Origin of the sequence: Xanthomonas sp. BRIP62418, from assembly GCF_003993495.1 — a bacterium.
GTDB lineage: Bacteria > Pseudomonadota > Gammaproteobacteria > Xanthomonadales > Xanthomonadaceae > Xanthomonas > Xanthomonas euroxanthea.
Genome location: NZ_QEZG01000045.1, coordinates 146,391 through 164,648, shown reverse-complemented (window position 1 = coordinate 164,648; position 18,258 = coordinate 146,391). Strand labels below are relative to the sequence as shown.

The window sequence follows — 18,258 nt, the reverse complement described above, 5'->3', positions numbered from 1 at the left end:
CCTTATCCTGCCCGGGCAAGCGGCGGTTTGTTGGTGCGGCGGCGCTCGCGTGCCGGGGCGATGTCGAGTTGTTCGCGGTACTTGGCCACAGTGCGACGGGCAATGTTAACGCCCTGGCGCGACAACAGCCCGGCGATGGCTTCGTCGGCCAGCGGCCGGCCGGCCGGCTCGCTTTCGATCAGCCGGCGCACCATCGCCTTGACCGCCTGACCGGAAACGCTGGCGCCTTCCAGGCGCACCGCAAAGAAGTGCTTGAGCTCGAAGGTGCCGCGCGGGGTCTGGATGTATTTGCCGGTGGTGATGCGCGAAATCGTCGATTCGTGCATGCCGATCTCATCGGCGATTTCCTTCAGCGTCAGCGGTGCCATCGCTTCCTCACCGCGCACCAGGAACGTGGCCTGGCGTTCGACGATGGCGCGCGTGGCACGCAGCAGGGTCTCGTAGCGCATCGACAGGCCGCGGGTCAGCCAGCGCGCTTCCTGCAGCATGTCGCGCAGCGGCTGGGCGGCGTCGCCGGCCTCGGCCAGTGCACGCTCATGCACGGGGTTGATGCTCACCCGATGGGTGGTGGCCGGGTTCAATGCCACCCGCCAGCTGCCGTCGGCATGCCAGGCGAGCACGTCCGGAATCACGCTGGCGTTGCTTTCCTGCAGCAGGTCATCGCCGGGGCGCGGTTGCAGCGACAGGATCAGCCGGACCGCCTCGCGTGCATCGTCCACTTCGGCATCGTGCGCGCGCGCCAGCAGCGGATAGTCGTGGCTGGCCAGCAGGTCCAGGTCGCCGGCAAGGATGCGCGCGGCCAGATGACGCGCCGGCACGCGGCCGGGCAGGGCGCCCAGCTGGGCCTGCAGGCACTCGCGCAGGTCGCAGGCGGCCAGGCCGGCCGGGTCGCCGTGCAGCAGGCGCTGGCGGACCGCTTCCACTGCCTGCACGGTCATACCAAGCCGGGTCGCGCCGAGCTGCTGCAGCGTCGCCAGGGCCTCGGTCAGATAGCCGGCCTCGTCGGTCTGCTCCAGCCAGAACGCGGCGGCCCCCAATGCGGCCTCGTCCAGGTCCAGTGCCAGCTCGCGCAGGATGCGCACGTGCGGGTCGGTGGATTCGCCGGCTGCCACGCGCTGCATGCGGTCGTCGTCGCCATCGTTCCAGCTGCTGCTCGGCACGTCCCACATCGTGCTTTCCGGCAGTTCGTCGAAGGCGGCGACATCGGAGGCGCCATCGTCGCTGCTCGCGACGGCGTCGCTGTCGGCCAGCTCTTCCAGCTCCAGCAGTGGATTGGTTTCCAGCGCGCGACGGATTTCCAGTTCCAACTGCATGCCGTCCAACTGCAACAGACGGATCGACTGCAGCAACTGCGGGGTCAGATGCAGTTGCTGGCCAAGCTGGGCGGAAATGGTCGTCTTCATCGAAGCGCTTCCGGAAGGCGCCGCACGTGGCAGCGATGGAACGCATCTTGCAGGACAAGGCGACGGGTTTCTAATCAGGGAATCGCGTGAGGCAATTCGTGATTTTCCTGACAGCGCGTGGGGAATTCCCTGACGTACAAGACGGACTCAAGCGTGCTCGCCGGAATCCCGTCACTGTTTTGTTCGCTGGCGGCCGTTTCCGGTCATCGCCCGGCGGCCGGCCCTCAGACCAGTTCGTTGTGATGCTTGGCCGCCAGCAACACCAGATCGTTGGCACGCCGGCAACCGAGCGATTCCATCATGCGCGCGCGGTGGGTCTCCACCGTCTTGACGCTGATGCCGAGGTCGGCGGCGATTTCCTTGTTGCTCTGGCCGCGGCCGATCTCGCGCAGGATCTCGCGCTGGCGCGGCGACAAGGCGGCAATGCCGACCGGTTTTTCGCGGCCCAGCATCGGCGCGATCATCTTGGACGAAATCTGCGGGCTCAGGAACACCTGGCCGGCCGCCGCTGCACGCAGTGCCAGCTCCAGCTCCAGCGGCGCGGCATCCTTGACCACGAAGCCGACCGCGCCGCGATCCAGCGCATCGCGCACGTGCACCGGGTCGTCGTGCATCGACATCATCACCACGTGCGTACGCGGCGCAGCGCGCAACACATCGGTCATGGCATCCAGGCCGCTGCGGCCGGGCAGGGACAGATCCATCAACACCAGATCAGGCCGGTGCAGGGATGTCATGTCCAGGGCTTGCTGTGCGTTGCTGGCCTCACCCACGACATCGATGCCGGCGAAGGTTTGCAGCAGCCTGGACAAGCCGGCACGGACAAGGGTGTGATCGTCGACGATGATGACTCGCACGGCGCAGAAGAGACCTTTTTCAGTAAAGGGCACCTTAGCCGACCCGGCGCCCCGCGCCAACAGGCGGTATCAGCGCTGGCGGCGGGCGTCGGCGATCTGACGGCGATGCAGACGGAACAGATGACGTTCCAGCGCCTCCTGCAAGCCTGGCGAAAGCGGCGCAAACCGCAGCCAAAGCCAATGGTCGTGACCATCACTTGCGCTTGCCAGCACCTCGGCAGGAAGCTGTACCAGTTCAGGAAGCCAGTCGGACGGTTGCAGGCAAACACTCCCCAACGTGCCCGGCGGATGGCTGCTTGCGCAGCTCAGGCGGATTCCGCGCACCGACCACTGTACGTTCGCCTGGATCAGTCCGCTATCGCTATGCTGCACCAGACGGCCGATCAGGGCCAGCATCAGGTCGAGCTTGGCGTCCATGCGCTGCACCAGCAGCGGCAACTCGCCACGGTCTTCGCTGGTGTCTTCGCTGCGCAGGTCTTCCACCTGGCCCAGGCTGCGCAGCAGGGTTTCCGCAGCGCCGTGCGGGCCGGCATCGCTGCCGGCGCGGAAGCCGGCCGGCAGACGCACTTCGCAGCTGAGCGTGTCGGCGAACAGCGCGGCATCGGCCGATGGCGCGAGTGTGCCGAGCGCGGGCATCAGATCCGCCCGACCCGGGCGTAGGCGCGGCTGGCCGAGGAGGACGTGCGCTGCGCGCGGATCAGGTCCAGCAACTTGCGGCGGCGCTCGAGCATCATCCGCATCAGATCCTGCTGCATGGCCTGCAGCGCCTGCAGTGCGTCGCGGTCCTGGTCCAGGTCCGCCTGCTGCGCGTACTCGCGCAGGTGCAGATCGTGGGTGTCCAGCATGAACGGCATTACCTCAAATTCCTCCTGCGCCATGGCCAGGCGGATGTCGGCGATTTCGGCTTGAAGGCTCTGCGCGCTATGCATGGTCTGGCTCACGAAACGGCAGAAAGGCCGCGTTGATCGAGGGGGATGGAATTCCACGCCGAGTCGATTTCGCTGAGCAACTCCAGCGCTTCGGTCAACGCGGTTTCGTCGTTGTGCAGGTTGGCGGCAGTGAGCCGCTGCATCACGTAGTCGTAGAGCGCCGACAGGTTACCAGCGATCTCGCCACCGGCTTCGTGATCGAGCGAGCCGTTCAAGTGACCGACGATCGCGCAGGCTTCGCCGATGGCCTTGCCCTTGCGCGCCTGGTCGCCCTGCGCCAGGCAGGCCTGGGCCAGGCGGATGCGCTGGCAGGCGCCGGCGAACAGCAGCGACACCAGCTTGTGCGGGTCGGCTTCGGTCACGCTGGTGGACACGCCGACCTTGCGGTATTGCTCGGCATACTGACGATTGGAACCGTACATGGATGACTCCTCAATGGGCTGACCTTCGCGGGTCCCGGAGCGCTGCGCTCGGGCGACGACGCTCCTGCCGGAAGGCAAGGCCGATATCACGATAGGCCCTTCTTGTATCGGCAAGACCATTGCGGGACTTGAGGATCGTGATCACGAAAATCAGCCTGTCAGCAGGCTGCTGAGCGAACTGGTGCTGCTCTGCAGCTTGCTGATCATGGTTTCCATCGCGGTGAACTGGGCGGTGTAGCGATCGCTGAGCTTGGTCATGCGCGCGTCGAGGTCGTCCAGGTCAGACTCGTAGCCCTTGATCTGCTTGTTCAGGCTGTCCGAGCGCATGGTCAGGGTGCCGTCGTTGGCGTTGACGTTGCTGTCGAGCAGCTTGGTCATGGCCGAGCCGAACTTGCTGTCCTTGCCGAACACCTCGGCGGCGGCACCACCGTCCTCGGCGATGGCGGTATCGAACTTGCCGCCATCGAAGCTCATCACGCCATCCTTGTCGATGGTCAGGCCGAGCCCCTTGAGTTCGATGAGGTTGCCGCTGACCTGGCCGCGCAGCTGCTGCTGCAGGCCGCGCACCAGCGAGTCGCCGGTGAGTGCCGCGGCCGTCTTGGTGGTGGCGTCGTAGGCGCTGCTCTTGGCCAGCAAGGTGTTGGCGGTGTTGTAGGCGGCGGCGTACGCAGTCAGATTGGCCTTGAGGCTGCTGGTGTCGGCCGCAACGCCCAACGTGACCTTGGTGCCTTCGGCGGCCTTGGTGAGGTTGAGCACCACGCCCGGCACGATGTCGGTGACGGTGTTGGAGCTGGAGGTGCGTTCGAAGCCGTCCACGCGCACCAGCGCGTCGGTTGCGGCCACGGACTGGGTCAGGCCGCCGCTGACGCCGGGGCCGTAGGTGAGGCTGCTCAGGCTCGGGTCGCTGGCACTGACGGTCAGCGCGCCCTTGGTCCCGGAGTCGACCGCGTTGAACACCAGGTGCTGGCCGTCGTTGGCGGTCACCACGCTGGCGTTGACGCCCTTGCCGCCGGCCGCCTTGTTGATGGCCGCAGCGATGTCGGTGAGCTTGTCGGTGCCGCTGATGTCAACGGTGATCTTCTTGTCGCCATACCCGATCGTCAGCGTGCCGCTGCCGACAGTGGCATCGGCGACGAACGCGCCAGAGGCGAGCTTCTGCGCGCTGGCCAGCGAGACCACTTCCACCGAGTAGTTGCCCGGCGCGGCCGAGCTGGTGGTGGTGGCGGTGAAGCCGGTATCGGTGGGCACCGTTGCCTTGTAGGCATTGGTGTCGGCGCTGCTGATGACCTTGTCCAGCGCAGACTTGAGCGTGGTCATGCTGCTCTTGATCTGGCTGATCGCCGACAGCTGCGTCGTCGCAGCGGCTCCGGCCTTGTTGATGCGCGCCTGCTCCGGGTCTTTCTGCCGGGAAACCAGGGTGGACACCACGGTGGGGATGTCCAGACCGGAGCCGGAAGTGCTGATCACCGATGCCATGTTGCATTCCTCGTCTGGGCGTCCAAGCAAGGATGGACGCATGGGATTACGAGACGGGTATCGGCCGCCTCGGCGAGGACTTTAGCGGCGGCGAGCCCGTCTCGCTCACGAGGTTGGGTGATGCAATTTCCGTGCCGGCGATGCGTCAAGAAACCCGCGCCAGAAACCCGTGCTGCGCGATCGTGTCGAGTCTCTGCGGCTGAAAACATCGGCGCGCACAAAAAAGCCCCTCCGGAGAGGGGCTTTGGACTTGCTGCGACGCGCTGCCGATTACTGCAGCAGGCTCAGCACGTTCTGCGGAACCGACTTGGCCTGGGCCAGCATCGCGGTACCGGCCTGCTGCAGGATCTGCGTGCGGGTCAGCTCGGCGGTTTCCTTGGCGTAGTCGGTGTCGCGGATACGGCTACGCGAGGCCGACAGGTTTTCCGAGGTTGCGCTCAGGTTGGCGATGGTGGAGGTGAAGCGGTTCTGCACCGCACCCATGTCGGCGCGCGAGGAGTTGACCGCGGTCAGCGCCTTGTCGACGATTTCCAGGGCCTTCTGCGCGCCGGAGAACGTGGAGATGTCCAGGGTGCTCAGGGTCGAAGCGGTGGAGCCGGAAGCGGCCGAGGCGGTGGTGATGCCGGCGCCGACGGTGATGCCTGCGGCACTGGAGGTACCGGCGGTCAGCGAGGTGAAGTCCTGGCCAGCCTTCAGCGATTCGATCTGCACCGTACCGTCGGTCTTGATCGAGGCGTACATGCCGGTCTGGTCGAGCTTGTCGTTGATCGCCGCAGCCACCTTCTTGTTGACGTCGGCAGCGCTCTCGCCGACGCCGACCTTGACGTCCGCGATGGTGACGCTCTTGGCCGCACCGCTGGCGTCCTTGAACGACAGGCTCATGCCGCTGATCGAGCCGGAGGCGGTGGAGGTGCCGCTCACGCCAGCGCCGGAAACGGCGGCAGCGAAGTTGGCCTTGCCCAGCGAATCGACGTTGGCGTCGACGATGCTGTTGATGCCGATGGTCTGGCCGGCGTCGGCGCCGACCTGGAACAGCGCGCCGGAGAAGTCGCCGTTCAGCAGCTTGGTGCCGTTGAAGTTGGTCTGGTTGGCGACGCGGTCGATTTCGGCGGTGAGCTGCTTGACTTCGGAGTTCAGCGCGTCACGGTCGGTCGGCGAGTTGGTGGCGTTGGACGACTGCACCGACAGCTCGCGGATACGCTGCAGGTTGCTGCCGATTTCGACCATCGCGCCTTCAGCGGTCTGGGCCAGCGAGATACCGTCGTTGGCGTTGCGCGAGGCAACGTCCAGGCCGCGGATCTGCGTGGTGAAACGCTCGGAGATCGCCAGACCTGCGGCGTCGTCCTTGGCGCTGTTGATGCGCAGACCCGAGGACAGACGCTGGATGCTCGTCGACATGCTCGCGCTGCTGGTGTTGAGGTTACGCTGAGCGTTCAGCGACATTACGTTGGTGTTGATTACCTGTGCCATTTTGATTTCTCCTAAGCGATTTTTCCGGCAAGGGGGACTTGCCCGGAGCCTCCGCAGGGGGGCCATCAAGTTGGCCGTTGCCGCTGCTGAGATGAATAACGGCGTTGCGTCGGGAACCTTTAGCGAAATCCAGTGTTTTTTTGCTGTCTTTCTGCTGCAGGACGAAATACGGAAGCGTTGTGTAGCAAGGGGTTTGGTTTATTCGGCAGCACCCCGTCGATCTTTAGCGTTGGTATAACTTTTGACGAATAAACTCCGTCGGCCTGCGCAGGTGCGCGCGCGCAGGCGTGCAGAAAATGTGGGTTTTCTGCGGAAAATCAGCGGATCAGGTTAAACAACGACGACGACTGCATCTGCTGAAAAATCGTTTGGGCGGCCTGCAACGAGGCCTTCTCCAGTTCGTATTGCCCGAGCGCCGAGGCGAAATCCAGGTCGCGGATCGACGACAGGGTGGTCTTGAGGGTGACCTCGTTGGATTCGAGCAGCGAGTTGGCGTTATCGATCGCCGACAGCTGCGCGCCGCCGGAGGCGCGCGCATCGATCATCTTCGACGAGGCCTGTGCGATGTCGCGCATCGACGACTGCAGCGTGTTGATCATCGCCGCCTTCTGCGGCGGGGTCTGGGTGTCGGAATTGAGCGCGCCGATCAGGTCGTCGATGGTGGAGAACACGTCCTTGGTGGTGGAGGCGCCGATCTGGAAACTGTCGCCCACCGCCGGTGCACCGCTGATGCGCATGCGCACACCGGCCGCGTTGATGTCTTCGCCATCCTTGTAGGTGCCGGTCCCGACCACCGTATTGGTGCTGTCGCGCACCTCGTAGGTGTCTGCGGCGGTGAACTGCACGCTGTAGCTGCCGCCGTTCCAGCTGCCGGTGCTGGCATCACGGCTGAAATCCAGCAGCAGGCCGGTGCCGGTATTGGCGTTGTCGGGGTGCGCATCCACGGTGCCGTCGCCGGTGCGGATACGCATGAAGATTTCGCTGCCGGGCAGGGTGTCGCTGACAAAGGTGTCCGGCGCCACCTCGACCTGTTTCTGGGTCTGGTCGCCGTTGTAGGTGACGCCGCCATTGCTCTTGATGAACGGTGCGCTGCCATCGGCGCTGCCGCCGAACAGATAGCGCCCGGTGCCGTCGGTGCTGTTGGCCAGGCTGACCATGCTGTCGCGCAGCGCGGTCAGTTCCGAGGCGATCGCCTTGCGGTCGTCGGGGCTGAGCGAGGAATTGTTGGCCTGCACCGCCAATTCGGTGACGCGCGCCATTTTGTCGCCGGCCTGCGACAGGGTGTTTTCCTGCAGGCCGAGCCGGTTCTGCACGTTGTTGGCGTTCTCGCCAAAGCGCGTGATCGCCGCCAGCGCGCGATCTAGGCCGACCGCGGTGCCGGCGGCGACCGGGTCGTCCTTGGCGGTGACCAGGCGCTGCCCGCTGGCGAGCTGGGCCTGGATCTGGCTCAGCCGGGACTGCTTGGCCGTCATCGACGACACCGACTGGCTGTACATCATGCTGGTGGAGATACGGTCGGTCATCAGCGTACGGCGCCCAGGATGGCTTGGAAGATGGTGTCGGCGGTGGAAATCATCTGTGCGGCGGCCTGGTAGGCCTGCTGCAGCTTCAGCATGTTGGCGGCTTCCTCATCGAGGTTGACGCCGGAAATCGAGTCGCGGCTGGCCTGCGCCTGGTCGTTGATGACCTTCTGCGCATCCGAGGCGTAGCTGGCCGCGCGCGCAGCCGAGCCGACCGAGGTGGTCAGGCCCGACAGCGCGCCGTTGAGCGTGACCGTGCCGCCGCTGAGCGCCTTGGCGTCGTCGATCTTGGCCAGCAGCTTGACGTTGCCGTTGTCGCTGGAACCGGCGCCGGTGGGGCCGACCCCGAAGGTGTCGCCGGCCTTGGGCGCGCCGTCCAGCGCAAAGCTCCAGCCATTGGCGCTGATGGTCTGGCCGGCGGTGTAGGCGAACGGGCCGCTGCCATCGATGGTGTACTGGTTGGCGTCGATGAACTCCACCGAGGCCGGGGTCAGCAGCGCCGGGTTTTGCGCGTTGGTGACCTTGACGTCGCTGATCTTGCCGGTGCCCAGGTTGGCGAGCGTGGCGGTCGCCTTGACCGGGGTGGCCGCGGCAATCCGCGAGGGGTCGGTGATGGCCACCGACAGGCTGCCGGCCAACCCCGCGGTGGGCTGCAGCAGGAACTTGTCGCCGTTGGCCGGCGTGCCGCCCACCACCAGGCTGACGCCATTGAGCACCAGCGGATTGGCCGGGGTGCCGGCGCCGCTGATCGGCACCGCCGACCCGGTGCTGGCGTTGGTGGCCTTCCACGCAGTGCCGTCGAAGCTGAGCGTGACGTTCTGCCCATCCACCGCCGACATGTTGCTGAAGCTGGCGCTCAGCGACGCGCTGCCGGTATTGCTGGGATTGGCGGCAGTGGTGGGCGTGCCGATGTTGAAGAAGTTGCCGCCCATCGCGCCGTACAGGTCCATGCCTTGCGCGTGACCGGCGTTGAAGGTGCTGGCCATGCCCACGGCCAGGCGACCGAGTTCGGCCTGGGTCGGTTCCAGCACGCTGGTCCGGAACTCCAGCAGGCCGCCGATCTGCCCGCCCAGCGAGCTGGTGCTGAGGCTGACATTCTGGCCCTGGGTCTGCATCGCCACCTGCAGCTTGGTCGGCTGATACGGGTCGGCGACGGTGGTCAGCTTGGACGAGGTGGTTCCCACCACCAGGGCCTGGCCGCCGGCGGTGAAAACGTTCATGAAGCCGCCGTCCTGCATCACCGCGGTGCCGCCGGTGTAGCCGACCAGCTTGGACACCAGCGCATCGCGCTGGTCGAGCATGTCGGGCGAGGCGCTGTCGATGCTGCTGCCGATGGTGCCGTTGATCTTGGCGATCTGCTGGGTCAGGCGATTGACTTCGTCCACCGAGGAGGTCAGGCCGCTGTTGACCTCGTTGCTGAGGCTGTCCATCTGCCCGTTGAGCTGCTTGAAACGCGTGGCCAGCGAGTTGCCGCTGTCGAGCATGCTCTGCCGCTCGGCCGTGGACGAGGCATTGGACGACACCGCGCTGGTGGAATCGAAGAAGTTCGACCACAGCCCGGCCACATTGGTGGCGGTGTTGGAGTACAGGCTGTCGACGCGGTTGGACAGCGAGGACAGCTGCTGCAGCCGCGAGAGCTCGCCGCCGCTGTCGAGCAGGCGCGAGGTGGCCAGCTGGTCGGCCACACGGCTGACGTCGGTGATCTTGGCGCCATTGCCCACGAACGCGTAGCCCATGTCGGTAGGCGTGCGCGTTGCAAATTCCACACGTTGGCGGCTGTAGCCTTCGGTATTGATGTTGGCGACGTTATGGCTAACGGTCGACAACGCCCGTTGGAAGGCGATCAGCGCACTGGTCCCGGTGGACATGATGGACATGGGCGTTTACCTCAACGACGGATGGTGCCGAGCCCGGCAGGCTCGGCGGTGCTGGCATAGCGGTTGGACAGGTCGGCCGCCGCGTTGCCGATCGCGGCTACCGCACGGTCGATGGTCGGACCGTTGGCGATCGCCGCGATCTTGGCTGCGTAGCCCGGATCGGTGGCGTATCCAGCCTGTTGCAAGCCGCGTGCAAAACCCTTGATATCGGTGCCGGCCTGCAGCGCGGGCTGGTAACGACTGTTGTTCTTCAGCAGCCGCACGTAGTCGGCAAAGCTTTCCTCGGCCGAGCCGTAGGCACGGAAATCGGCGGTTTCGGTGGTTTTGACGCCATTGACGTATTCGTGGGTGCCGGTGGTGACCTTGTCGCCGCTCCAGCCGGTGGCCTTGATGCCGAACAGGTTGTTGGAGTTGCCGGCATTGCCGATACCGCGCCGGCCCCAGCCGGTTTCCAGCGCCGCCTGCGCCACCAGTGCACGCGGATCCACGCCCAGTTCGCGCGCGGCCTTCTGCGCATGCGTCCAGATCTTGGCCACGAAGCCTTCCGGGGTGCGCTCGCCCAGGCTGGCAGCGGCGCTGCTCGCCGCGCTCGCATTGACCGCGGCGTTGGCATCGGCGGCGTCGCTGGCGGCCACGTCGGCCCAGCGATCGTTGGCCGAGGGCCAGCTCAGTGCGGCCGCATCGTCGCTGCCGGCTTCGCTGCTGCCGGTACGCCCGGCGATCAGATCCAGCACCTGGCTCATGCCGATGCCGCCCAGGCCGCCTGCGCCGATGCCTGCCGCGCTGCCGATGCCTGCACCGACGCTGCCCGCAGCCCCATCACGGGCCGGCAGCGGCAACGAGGCGTCGCGCTTGCCGGCCACCAGCGCATAGGCCTTGGCGGCATCGGCGGTGCTGAGCGAGGTATTCAACGCCGGGCCACCGGTGTCGCCGCTCAGCTGCTTGGAGATCATCGCCGACAGGCCCAGCCCCTTGCCGTCGGTCAGCGACTTGGCCATCTGCTGGTCGTACATCTCGCGGAACATCTGGTTTTCGCCCGGAAACATCGGGTCGCCGGAGCTCGCATCGCGCATGCTCTTGACCAGCATCTGCGCGAACTGTCCTTCGAGCTGACGTGAGACCTTGTCGATCTTGGCGGGATCGGCCTTGGTGCTCGGGTTGAGATCAATGGGCGAGGCTGCGATACGCATGTCAGATCACCTCCAGCTCCGCCGTGAGCGCACCGGCTTGCTTGAGCGCTTCCAGGATGGCCACCAGGTCGCCGGGAGCGGCGCCCACTTCGTTGACCGCGCGTACGATCTGATCGAGCGTGGTGCCGCCTTCGAACTTGAACATGCGGCTGCCTTCGGAGGTGGCCGTGATCGTCGATTGCGGGGTCACCGCGGTGCGGCCGCCGCTGAAGGCGCCCGGCTGGCTGACATTAGTGTTCTCGCTGATGGTCACGGTGAGCGAGCCATGCGCGATCGCCGCCGGCATCACCCGCACCAGCTGGCCGATCACCACCGTGCCGGTGCGTGCGTTGACCACCACCTTGGCCGGCGCGTCGCCCGGAGAGAGTTCGACATTTTCCAGCCGCGCCAGCAGGCCGATACGCGCGCCGGGATCGGTCGGCGAGCGCACTGCCACGGTCACGCCGTCCACCGCACGCGCGGTCCCGGCACCGAAGCTGCTATCGATCGCCGCGACCATGCGCGAGACGGTGGTGAAATCGTTCTGGTGCAGGTTGAGGGTGATCTCGCCGCTGCCGGCAAACACGTCCGGCAAGGCGCGTTCGACGGTGGCGCCGTTGGGAATGCGACCGACGCTGGGAATGTTGACCGACACCCGCGAGCCGTCCTTGCCCTGCGCGCCGAAGCCACCGACCACCAGGTTGCCCTGCGCCATCGCGTAGACCTGGCCGTCGGCGCCTTTCAGCGGTGCCATCAGCAGCGAGCCGCCACGCAGCGACACCGCGTTGGCGATCGAGGACACGGTGATATCGATCGGCTGGCCGGGCTTGGCGAACGGCGGCAGTTCGGCATGGATGGCCACGGCCGCGACGTTCTTCAGCTGCGGATTGACGTTTGCCGGAACATTGACGCCCAGCTCGCCGAGCAGGTTCTTCAGGCTCTGCACGGTGAAGGGCGCCTGGCTGGTGCGGTCGCCGCTGCCGTCCAGGCCGACCACCAGGCCGTAACCGACCAGCGCGTTGCCGCGCACGCCGCCGACCTGGGCAAGATCCTTGATGCGCTCGGCCGAGGCCGGCGCGGCGATCGCACAGACCGCCACAGCGGCAGCCAGCAGACGGAAGGGCAGGGAAGACAGATTCATGGTCGCAGGCTCAGTAGGGCGACAGACGGGAATTGAAGAAGCGGCTCAGCCAGCCCATCGCGTTGGACTGCGCGATCGCGCCGCGGCCGCCGTAGGCGATGCGGGCGTCGGCCACCTTGCTCGAAGGCACGGTGTTGTCCGGGCCGATGTCGGCGGCGCGCACGATGCCCTGTACCTGCACCAGTTCGTCGCCCTGGGTCAGGCGCAGGTTCTTCTGCCCCTGGATCACCAGATTGCCGTTGGGCAGGCGCTGCATCACGGTGACGGTCACGCTGCCCTGCATGCGATTGCTCTGCGCGGTGTTGCCCTTGCCGGCAAACGTGCGGTCGCCGCTGGTGGAGTTGCGCAGCACATCGGTGCCGTTGACGGTGAGCGGAACGCCGAGCAGCGTGGGCGTGCTCATGTCCACGGTGTCGGCCTTGCTGACGCTGGTGTTGGCGGTGGACGAGGCGGTGGTGCTTTCCACCAGGTTCACCGTCAGCAGATCGCCGACATCGCGGGCGCGGCGGTCACCGTACAGATTCAGGCTCGGGCCGGCGGCATAGATCGCCCCGGCGGTGGGCTGCGCCACCGGCGCGACCACCGGCACGATCGGCGCCAGTTCGGCGAACGGCCGCACATCGCCGGCCGCCACGCAGCCGCCCAGCAGCGCGCTGCAGGCGATGGCGAGGCACAGGGAGGAAAGGGAAGGCAGGCGTGACATGGCGTGGGTTCCTGAGAGGGCAGCGACCGGCGGGCCGATCAGACGTTGTTGTTCAAGTAACCGAGCATCGAGTCGGTGGTGGAGATCGCCTTGGCATTCATTTCATAGGCGCGCTGGGTCTCGATCATGCTCACCAGCTCTTCCACCGTATTGACGTTGCTGCCTTCCAGCGCGCCCTGCACGGTGTTGCCCAGGCCGTTGAGGCCAGGGGTGCCGTTCTGCGCGGGGCCGGAGGCGGTGGTCTCGACGAACAGGTTCTCGCCCTTGGACTGCAGGCCCGAGGGATTGATGAAGTCGGTCAGCGTCAACGCACCGATTTCCTGCGCGGCGGCCTGGCCGGCCAGCGTCACGCTGATGGTGCCGTCGTTGCCGATGGTCAGCGACTGCGCGCCTTCGGGGATCTGGATGCCCGGCTGCAGCGGGTAGCCGCTGTTGGTGACCAGCTCGCCCTGCGCATTGATCTGGAAGGTGCCGTCGCGGGTATAGGCCGAGGTGCCGTCAGGCATCTGCACTTCGAAGAAGCCGCGGCCGTTGACCATCACGTCGAGCGCGCGGCCAGTCTGCTGCTGGCTGCCCTGGTCGAAGCCCTTGAAGGTGGAGACCACCCGCACGCCGGTACCCAGCTGCAGGCCGGTCGGCAGCTGCGTCTGCGCGGAGGTGGAGCCGCCCGGCGCACGCACCTGTTGGTACAACAGGTCTTCGAACGCCGCACGATCGCGCTTGAAGCCGGTGGTATTGGTATTGGCCAGGTTGTTGGAAATGACCGACATGCGCGTCTGCTGCGCATCCAGTCCGGTTTTGGCGACCCACAAAGCCTGATTCATGACCCGATTCCTCGTTAGACCCGGGGATGTGTTCCGGGTACGGGTGGGTATATGCACGTGCCGTGCCAAACCCGCGTCGGATTTTTGCCGGCTGTGCACTGGATCACGCGAAGCGGGCGCGACGGCCTGCGCGGGGCAGGGCTGGCGGCGGACAGGCAGCGGCTAGGCCGAAGCGGTGGAAACCTGCGCGGCAGATCAGGTGCGGAAGATCGGTCGCCGGTCAGCGATGTGTTCGACGACGTGTGAACCCTTGCCGCTGCGTGCGGAAGGGTTCCCGGGATTTGCCGGCTGGCATTGCGACGCAGTCAACAGGCTGGTTGGTCGAGCGCGCGGTGGCCTCACCGCTCGCGGGACACGCCGTGAACCCATCCCTGGGGGCTCGGTGGCGGCATCCATGCCGCCACACGGTCCCGCAATCGGCGAGGCCACCGCCCCAGAGAGTGAGTCGGTGGTCGTGTGAAAAGCTGCTTGTTGCTCGGGTTGAATCGGGAAGCGGATCGGAAGCGATGCGATCCAAGCAACACACCGCATGCTCTGCTCGCAATCCTGCGTACCGACTATCTCGCCTGGTCCTTGCCCGCCCACCGTCGCGGGACCTTACGCGGCATGGATGCCGCGCAAGAGCCTACAGGGATGTACTTGCGGCGTGTCCTGCGAGGGTGGGCGGGCAAGGGCCCTGCAGCCAAGTCACAAACCAGCCGCTCTGCAGCGAACCCAGGCGGCCGCCATCCAGGTGCTCGCCAGCGCGGCAAGCCAACCAGCGTTCCGTCAATGGGCGCCAGTGACGCTTAGCCGCTGACCCGCAGCAGCGAATTGGCCGATTGCGCGTTGTCGTCGCCGTTCTTGATGATCTTGACCTGCATTTCGAACTGGCGCTGCAGCTGGATCATCTCCACCAGTGCGCCGGCGGCATCCACGTTGCTGCCCTCAAGCATGCCGCTGTTGATGGTCTTGCCGGTGGCCACCGCAAACGCCTGCGCCGGATCGGTGCTGGTGTTGCGCATCAGCCCGTCCGGGCGCCGCGTCAAACGGTCGGCGGGGGCGTCGACCACCTTCATCTTGCCGACGATGGCCATGGTCTGCGGGCCTTCGCCCTGTGGAATGATCGAGATGCTGCCGTCGCTGCCGATCTCCATCGCCTGGTGCGGCGGGATCGTCATCGGATTGCCGCCCTCATCCAGCACCGCATGGCCATTGGCGGTGACCAGCTGGCCATTGGCAGTGAGCGCCAGCTCGCCGTTGCGGGTATAGGCCTCGCTGCCGTCTGGCGACTGCACCGCCAGCCAGCGGTCCTGCTGCAGCGACACGTCCAGCGGGTTGCCGGTGACCTTCTGGTGGCCCTGGCTGCGGTCGAAGCCCTGGTCCACATGCAGCGCATCGATCCGCGACGGATAACCCTTGCCCTGGATCTTGAACGCCTCGGTGTTGGCCAGCGCAGCCTTGAACCCCACCGTATCGACGTTGGCGAGATTGTGCGACACGGTGCCCTGCGCCTGCAGGGAGGCGCGGGCGCCGGTCATCGCAACGTAGAGAGCTTTGTCCATTGGGCACCGGGATTGGGGAGTCGGGATTGGGGATTCGTAAACGCGGGCTGTTATGACCTGGGAGAGGAGGGGACATTGCGGGCATCGGTTGGATGCAATGCCCGCTCTTGCCAATCCCTAATCCCCAATCCCTAATCCCAGCCGTTAACGGATATTGATGATCGTCTGGGTGACCTGATCCTGGGTCGAGATCATCTGCGAGTTGGCCTGGAAGTTGCGCTGGGCCACGATCATGTTCACCAGCTGCTCGGTCAGGTCCACCGTGGAGGATTCCAGCGAGCCGGATTCGATCTGGCCCAGGTCCGAGGTGTCCGGTGCGCCGGTGCGGGCGGCGCCGGAGGTGTAGCTTTCGGCCCACATGTTGTTGCCCTGCGACTGCAGGCCCTGCGGATTGACGAAGCTGCTCAGCGCGACCTGGCCCAGCGGCTTGTCGGCACCGTTGGAATAACGGGCGAACACCACACCACTGGTGTCGATGCTGATCTCGTTGAGCTTGCCGCTGGCATAGCCGTCCTGGCGGGTGTCGCGCAGCGCGAAGGCCTCGCCGTACTGGGTCGAGCCGCTGACGTTGAGCTGCATGCTCAGCACGCCGGCGCCGGTGCTCGGGGTGAACGGGTCCATCGTGATGATGCCGTTGGCCGGGGTGGTCAGTGCGCCGGTATCGGAGAACTGCAGCGTGGTCGGCGCGCCGACTGCAGCGCCGTCCACGTAGTTGTGCACCTGCCATTCGTTCGGGTTGGCGGTCTTGACGAAGTAGGAGGTCTGCACATGGCTGACGCCCAGCGAATCGTAGACATTGATGCCGCCGGTGGAGTGGCTGTAGGTCTTGTCGTCGGCCGGGCTGAACGGGGTCACCACCGGCGCGGTGGCGTTGCCGGGCAGGGTGAAGGCCAGGTTGACCGTGGAGGTCGACTTGGGCGGGCTGTCGGTGGTCAGCAGCTGCAGGTCCGACAGGCGACCGACGTCGAAGCCGTTGCCGCTCGGGTTGGGGGCGAAGACCTGCAGGCGCGCGCCCTGTGGATTGATCACATAGCCGTTGGCATCGGTCTGGAAGTTGCCGGCACGGGTATACATCTTGGCGCCGTTGGAGGACACGGTGAAAAAGCCTTCGCCGGAGACCGCCAGATCCAGGCTGCGCCCGGTCGGATCGATGTTGCCCTGCGAGAACTGCTGCGCCACATTGCTGACGCGCACGCCCGAACCCACCGCATTGCGCGACAGGCCGTAGCTGGTGCTCTGGAACATGTCGGCAAACTCGGCGCGCGATTCCTTGAACCCGGTCGTGTTGACGTTGGCGATGTTGTTGGAGGTGACGTTCAGATCGGCATTGGCTGCGTTGATGCCGGACAACGAGGTATTGAAAGCCATGGATGAGGTCCTTTGAGTGTCGGTTGCCGGCTCAGCTGACGCGGAGCACGTTGGCGAGCGGGGAAGTGCCTAGCCCGGTCAGGTTGAGATACAGGCCGTCCGAGCCGATCGTGACGCTGTCCACCGGTGCGTCGACATAGGTGGACAACTTGCTTTTGGCACCGGCGGTGTCGGTCTGGGTGGCGGTCACGCCGTACTTGCCGGCGGCCATGCGGTTGCCGTTGGCATCGGTGCCGTCCCAGGCGAACGACACCTCGCCGGCGGCGCTGGCCGGCACGCTGAGCTGCTTGACGAATGCGCCGTTGGCATCGGTGATTTCGAAATTGACGGTGCCGGCCGAGGTTGCCGCAACCACGCCCTTGGCCGAGTTGGTGGCATCGATGGCCAGTTGCGCGGAGGGCACCAGCACGTTGTGCCCGACCAGCGAGGCGCCCTTCAGCACCTGATCGCTGCTCTGTGCTGCGGAGAAGCTGCTGACCTTGGTATTGAGGTCACCAATGCCCTGCACGGTGGAGAACTGCGCCAACTGGCCCAGAAACGCGCTGTTTTCCATCGGTTTGAGCGGGTCCTGGTGCTGCAGCTGCTCGGTCATCAACTTGAGGAAGTCGGCCTGGCCGAGCGATTCCTCCTTCTTCTTGGTCGCTGTGGCGCTGCTGGAGGTCAGCCCGAGGCTGGTGTAGAGGTCACTACCGATCGTGCTCATGTGAAAAGGTCCGTAAGGGAAGGGTCAGCTAGGCGGGTCAGCGACCCATGGTCAGGGTGGCGAGCGCCAGTTCCTTGGCGGTGTTGAGCATTTCCACGCCGGCCTGGTAGTTGCGCGAGGCCGAGATCATGTTGACCATCTGCGAGACCGGATCCACGTCGGGCGAGAACACGTAGCCGTCGGCATCGGCCAGCGGATGGCCGGGCTCGTAGCGACGGATCGGGGGCGCGTTGGTGGTGGTGATCTCCTTGACGTTCACCGAGGTCAGGCTGGGGTCCTGGCGACTTTGCTGGGCCTGGAAGATCGGCTCGATCGGCTTGTAGGTCGCCTCGGCCGAGCCGGCGACCGAGTCCGCATTGGCCAGGTTGGAGGCGATGGTGCTCAGGCGGACCGACTGCGCGTGCAGCGCCGAGCTGGCCACATCGAAGATGGGAAGATTGCTCATGACTTATTGGCCGGTGATCGCGGTGAGCATGGAGCGCACCTTGGATTCGAGGAAGCTCAGCGAGGCGCGGTATTCCAGCGCGGCGCGGCCGTAGGCAGCACGTTCGGCATCGGGATCGACGGTATTGCCGTCCAGGCTGGGCTGATCGGATTCGCGGGTGATCTGGAACGGGTTGAGCCCGCCGCTGCTGCCGATCTCGAAATGCTTGGCGTCGGTGGTCTGCAGCAGGGTGCCGTCGCGCACGCCTTCGGCCGATTTCAGCGCGGCCTCGAAGTCCATGTCCTTGGCTTTGTAGCCAGGGGTGTCCACATTGCTCAGGTTGCTGGCAATGAGCTTCATGCGCTGCTCGCGCAGCGGCAGGGCATCGCCGTGGATGCCTAGAAAGGACGAGATGGAATTGGACACGG

18 protein-coding genes are annotated in these 18,258 nt (G+C 65.8%); all 18 read right to left on the bottom strand.

The features are described from left to right. Positions 1-2: 2 nt before the first annotated feature. The 18 genes from rpoN to flgB all read right to left on the bottom strand — a co-directional run bounded on the left by rpoN (position 3) and on the right by flgB (position 18,256). Positions 3-1,403 carry an RNA polymerase factor sigma-54 gene (gene rpoN, locus EO174_RS16670; RefSeq protein WP_126946003.1) on the bottom strand — a complete coding sequence of 467 codons (1,401 nt, stop codon included), beginning with the start codon at positions 1,401-1,403 and terminating at the stop codon, positions 3-5. Between the two features lie 224 nt (positions 1,404-1,627). Then, on the bottom strand, positions 1,628-2,260 hold the full coding sequence (locus tag EO174_RS16665) for a response regulator transcription factor (RefSeq protein ID WP_003482986.1): 633 nt from the start codon (positions 2,258-2,260) through the stop codon (positions 1,628-1,630). A gap of 69 nt (positions 2,261-2,329) precedes the next feature. Further along, on the bottom strand, positions 2,330-2,896 hold the full coding sequence (locus EO174_RS16660) for a PilZ domain-containing protein (RefSeq protein WP_126946000.1): 567 nt from the start codon (positions 2,894-2,896) through the stop codon (positions 2,330-2,332). Further along, complete coding sequence (locus EO174_RS16655; RefSeq protein ID WP_119132104.1) at positions 2,896-3,189, bottom strand: hypothetical protein; 294 nt, start codon at positions 3,187-3,189, stop codon at positions 2,896-2,898. The genes EO174_RS16660 and EO174_RS16655 overlap by 1 nt, the downstream gene beginning before the upstream one ends. 8 nt (positions 3,190-3,197) lie before the next feature. Then, on the bottom strand, positions 3,198-3,611 hold the full coding sequence (gene fliS / locus EO174_RS16650) for a flagellar export chaperone FliS (protein ID WP_104537438.1): 414 nt from the start codon (positions 3,609-3,611) through the stop codon (positions 3,198-3,200). Positions 3,612-3,761: 150 nt separating this feature from the next. Further along, positions 3,762-5,087 (bottom strand): flagellar filament capping protein FliD, encoded by a 1,326-nt coding sequence (gene fliD / locus EO174_RS16645; RefSeq protein WP_126945997.1) that lies wholly within the window; start codon positions 5,085-5,087, stop codon positions 3,762-3,764. Positions 5,088-5,357: 270 nt separating this feature from the next. After that, entirely contained in the window at positions 5,358-6,557 is a 1,200-nt protein-coding gene (locus EO174_RS16640) for a flagellin (protein ID WP_104648707.1), read from the bottom strand. A 317-nt stretch (positions 6,558-6,874) separates the two neighbouring features. Beyond that, entirely contained in the window at positions 6,875-8,080 is a 1,206-nt protein-coding gene (gene flgL / locus EO174_RS16635; protein ID WP_126945994.1) for a flagellar hook-associated protein FlgL, read from the bottom strand. Further along, positions 8,080-9,954, bottom strand: coding sequence for a flagellar hook-associated protein FlgK (gene flgK / locus EO174_RS16630; protein WP_104648709.1), 1,875 nt, complete (start codon positions 9,952-9,954; stop codon positions 8,080-8,082). Before flgK ends, flgL begins: the two co-directional genes overlap by 1 nt. 11 nt (positions 9,955-9,965) lie before the next feature. After that, positions 9,966-11,144 carry a flagellar assembly peptidoglycan hydrolase FlgJ gene (flgJ, locus tag EO174_RS16625; protein ID WP_104582680.1) on the bottom strand — a complete coding sequence of 393 codons (1,179 nt, stop codon included), beginning with the start codon at positions 11,142-11,144 and terminating at the stop codon, positions 9,966-9,968. Between the two features lies 1 nt (position 11,145). Then, complete coding sequence (locus EO174_RS16620; RefSeq protein WP_104582679.1) at positions 11,146-12,264, bottom strand: flagellar basal body P-ring protein FlgI; 1,119 nt, start codon at positions 12,262-12,264, stop codon at positions 11,146-11,148. Between the two features lie 10 nt (positions 12,265-12,274). After that, positions 12,275-12,967, bottom strand: coding sequence for a flagellar basal body L-ring protein FlgH (gene flgH, locus EO174_RS16615; protein WP_104582678.1), 693 nt, complete (start codon positions 12,965-12,967; stop codon positions 12,275-12,277). 38 nt (positions 12,968-13,005) lie between these two features. Further along, a complete protein-coding gene (flgG, locus tag EO174_RS16610) occupies positions 13,006-13,791 on the bottom strand; it encodes a flagellar basal-body rod protein FlgG (RefSeq protein WP_016901723.1) in 786 nt (261 codons plus the stop codon). Between the two features lie 788 nt (positions 13,792-14,579). Next, positions 14,580-15,335, bottom strand: a complete 756-nt coding sequence (gene flgF, locus EO174_RS16600; RefSeq protein ID WP_005921307.1) for a flagellar basal-body rod protein FlgF — start codon at positions 15,333-15,335, stop codon at positions 14,580-14,582. Between the two features lie 144 nt (positions 15,336-15,479). Further along, a complete protein-coding gene (gene flgE / locus EO174_RS16595) occupies positions 15,480-16,703 on the bottom strand; it encodes a flagellar hook protein FlgE (protein ID WP_104582676.1) in 1,224 nt (407 codons plus the stop codon). Between the two features lie 31 nt (positions 16,704-16,734). Beyond that, positions 16,735-17,406, bottom strand: coding sequence for a flagellar hook capping FlgD N-terminal domain-containing protein (locus tag EO174_RS16590; protein WP_104582675.1), 672 nt, complete (start codon positions 17,404-17,406; stop codon positions 16,735-16,737). Positions 17,407-17,443: 37 nt separating this feature from the next. Continuing rightward, on the bottom strand, positions 17,444-17,851 hold the full coding sequence (gene flgC, locus EO174_RS16585; RefSeq protein WP_126945991.1) for a flagellar basal body rod protein FlgC: 408 nt from the start codon (positions 17,849-17,851) through the stop codon (positions 17,444-17,446). A gap of 3 nt (positions 17,852-17,854) precedes the next feature. Beyond that, positions 17,855-18,256 carry a flagellar basal body rod protein FlgB gene (gene flgB, locus EO174_RS16580; protein WP_104533384.1) on the bottom strand — a complete coding sequence of 134 codons (402 nt, stop codon included), beginning with the start codon at positions 18,254-18,256 and terminating at the stop codon, positions 17,855-17,857. Positions 18,257-18,258 lie beyond the last annotated feature (2 nt).

Bases quoted from the DNA above. Each gene is read 5' to 3' on its own strand.
- rpoN (WP_126946003.1), bottom strand. From the start codon at position 1,403: ATGAAGACGACCATTTCCGCCCAGCTTGGCCAGCAACTGCATCTGACC.
- EO174_RS16660 (WP_126946000.1), bottom strand. From the start codon at position 2,896: ATGCCCGCGCTCGGCACACTCGCGCCATCGGCCGATGCCGCGCTGTTC.
- EO174_RS16655 (WP_119132104.1), bottom strand. From the start codon at position 3,189: ATGCATAGCGCGCAGAGCCTTCAAGCCGAAATCGCCGACATCCGCCTG.
- fliS (WP_104537438.1), bottom strand. From the start codon at position 3,611: ATGTACGGTTCCAATCGTCAGTATGCCGAGCAATACCGCAAGGTCGGC.
- fliD (WP_126945997.1), bottom strand. From the start codon at position 5,087: ATGGCATCGGTGATCAGCACTTCCGGCTCCGGTCTGGACATCCCCACC.
- EO174_RS16640 (WP_104648707.1), bottom strand. From the start codon at position 6,557: ATGGCACAGGTAATCAACACCAACGTAATGTCGCTGAACGCTCAGCGT.
- flgL (WP_126945994.1), bottom strand. From the start codon at position 8,080: ATGACCGACCGTATCTCCACCAGCATGATGTACAGCCAGTCGGTGTCG.
- flgK (WP_104648709.1), bottom strand. From the start codon at position 9,954: ATGTCCATCATGTCCACCGGGACCAGTGCGCTGATCGCCTTCCAACGG.
- flgJ (WP_104582680.1), bottom strand. From the start codon at position 11,144: ATGCGTATCGCAGCCTCGCCCATTGATCTCAACCCGAGCACCAAGGCC.
- EO174_RS16620 (WP_104582679.1), bottom strand. From the start codon at position 12,264: ATGAATCTGTCTTCCCTGCCCTTCCGTCTGCTGGCTGCCGCTGTGGCG.
- flgH (WP_104582678.1), bottom strand. From the start codon at position 12,967: ATGTCACGCCTGCCTTCCCTTTCCTCCCTGTGCCTCGCCATCGCCTGC.
- flgG (WP_016901723.1), bottom strand. From the start codon at position 13,791: ATGAATCAGGCTTTGTGGGTCGCCAAAACCGGACTGGATGCGCAGCAG.
- flgF (WP_005921307.1), bottom strand. From the start codon at position 15,335: ATGGACAAAGCTCTCTACGTTGCGATGACCGGCGCCCGCGCCTCCCTG.
- flgE (WP_104582676.1), bottom strand. From the start codon at position 16,703: ATGGCTTTCAATACCTCGTTGTCCGGCATCAACGCAGCCAATGCCGAT.
- EO174_RS16590 (WP_104582675.1), bottom strand. From the start codon at position 17,406: ATGAGCACGATCGGTAGTGACCTCTACACCAGCCTCGGGCTGACCTCC.
- flgC (WP_126945991.1), bottom strand. From the start codon at position 17,851: ATGAGCAATCTTCCCATCTTCGATGTGGCCAGCTCGGCGCTGCACGCG.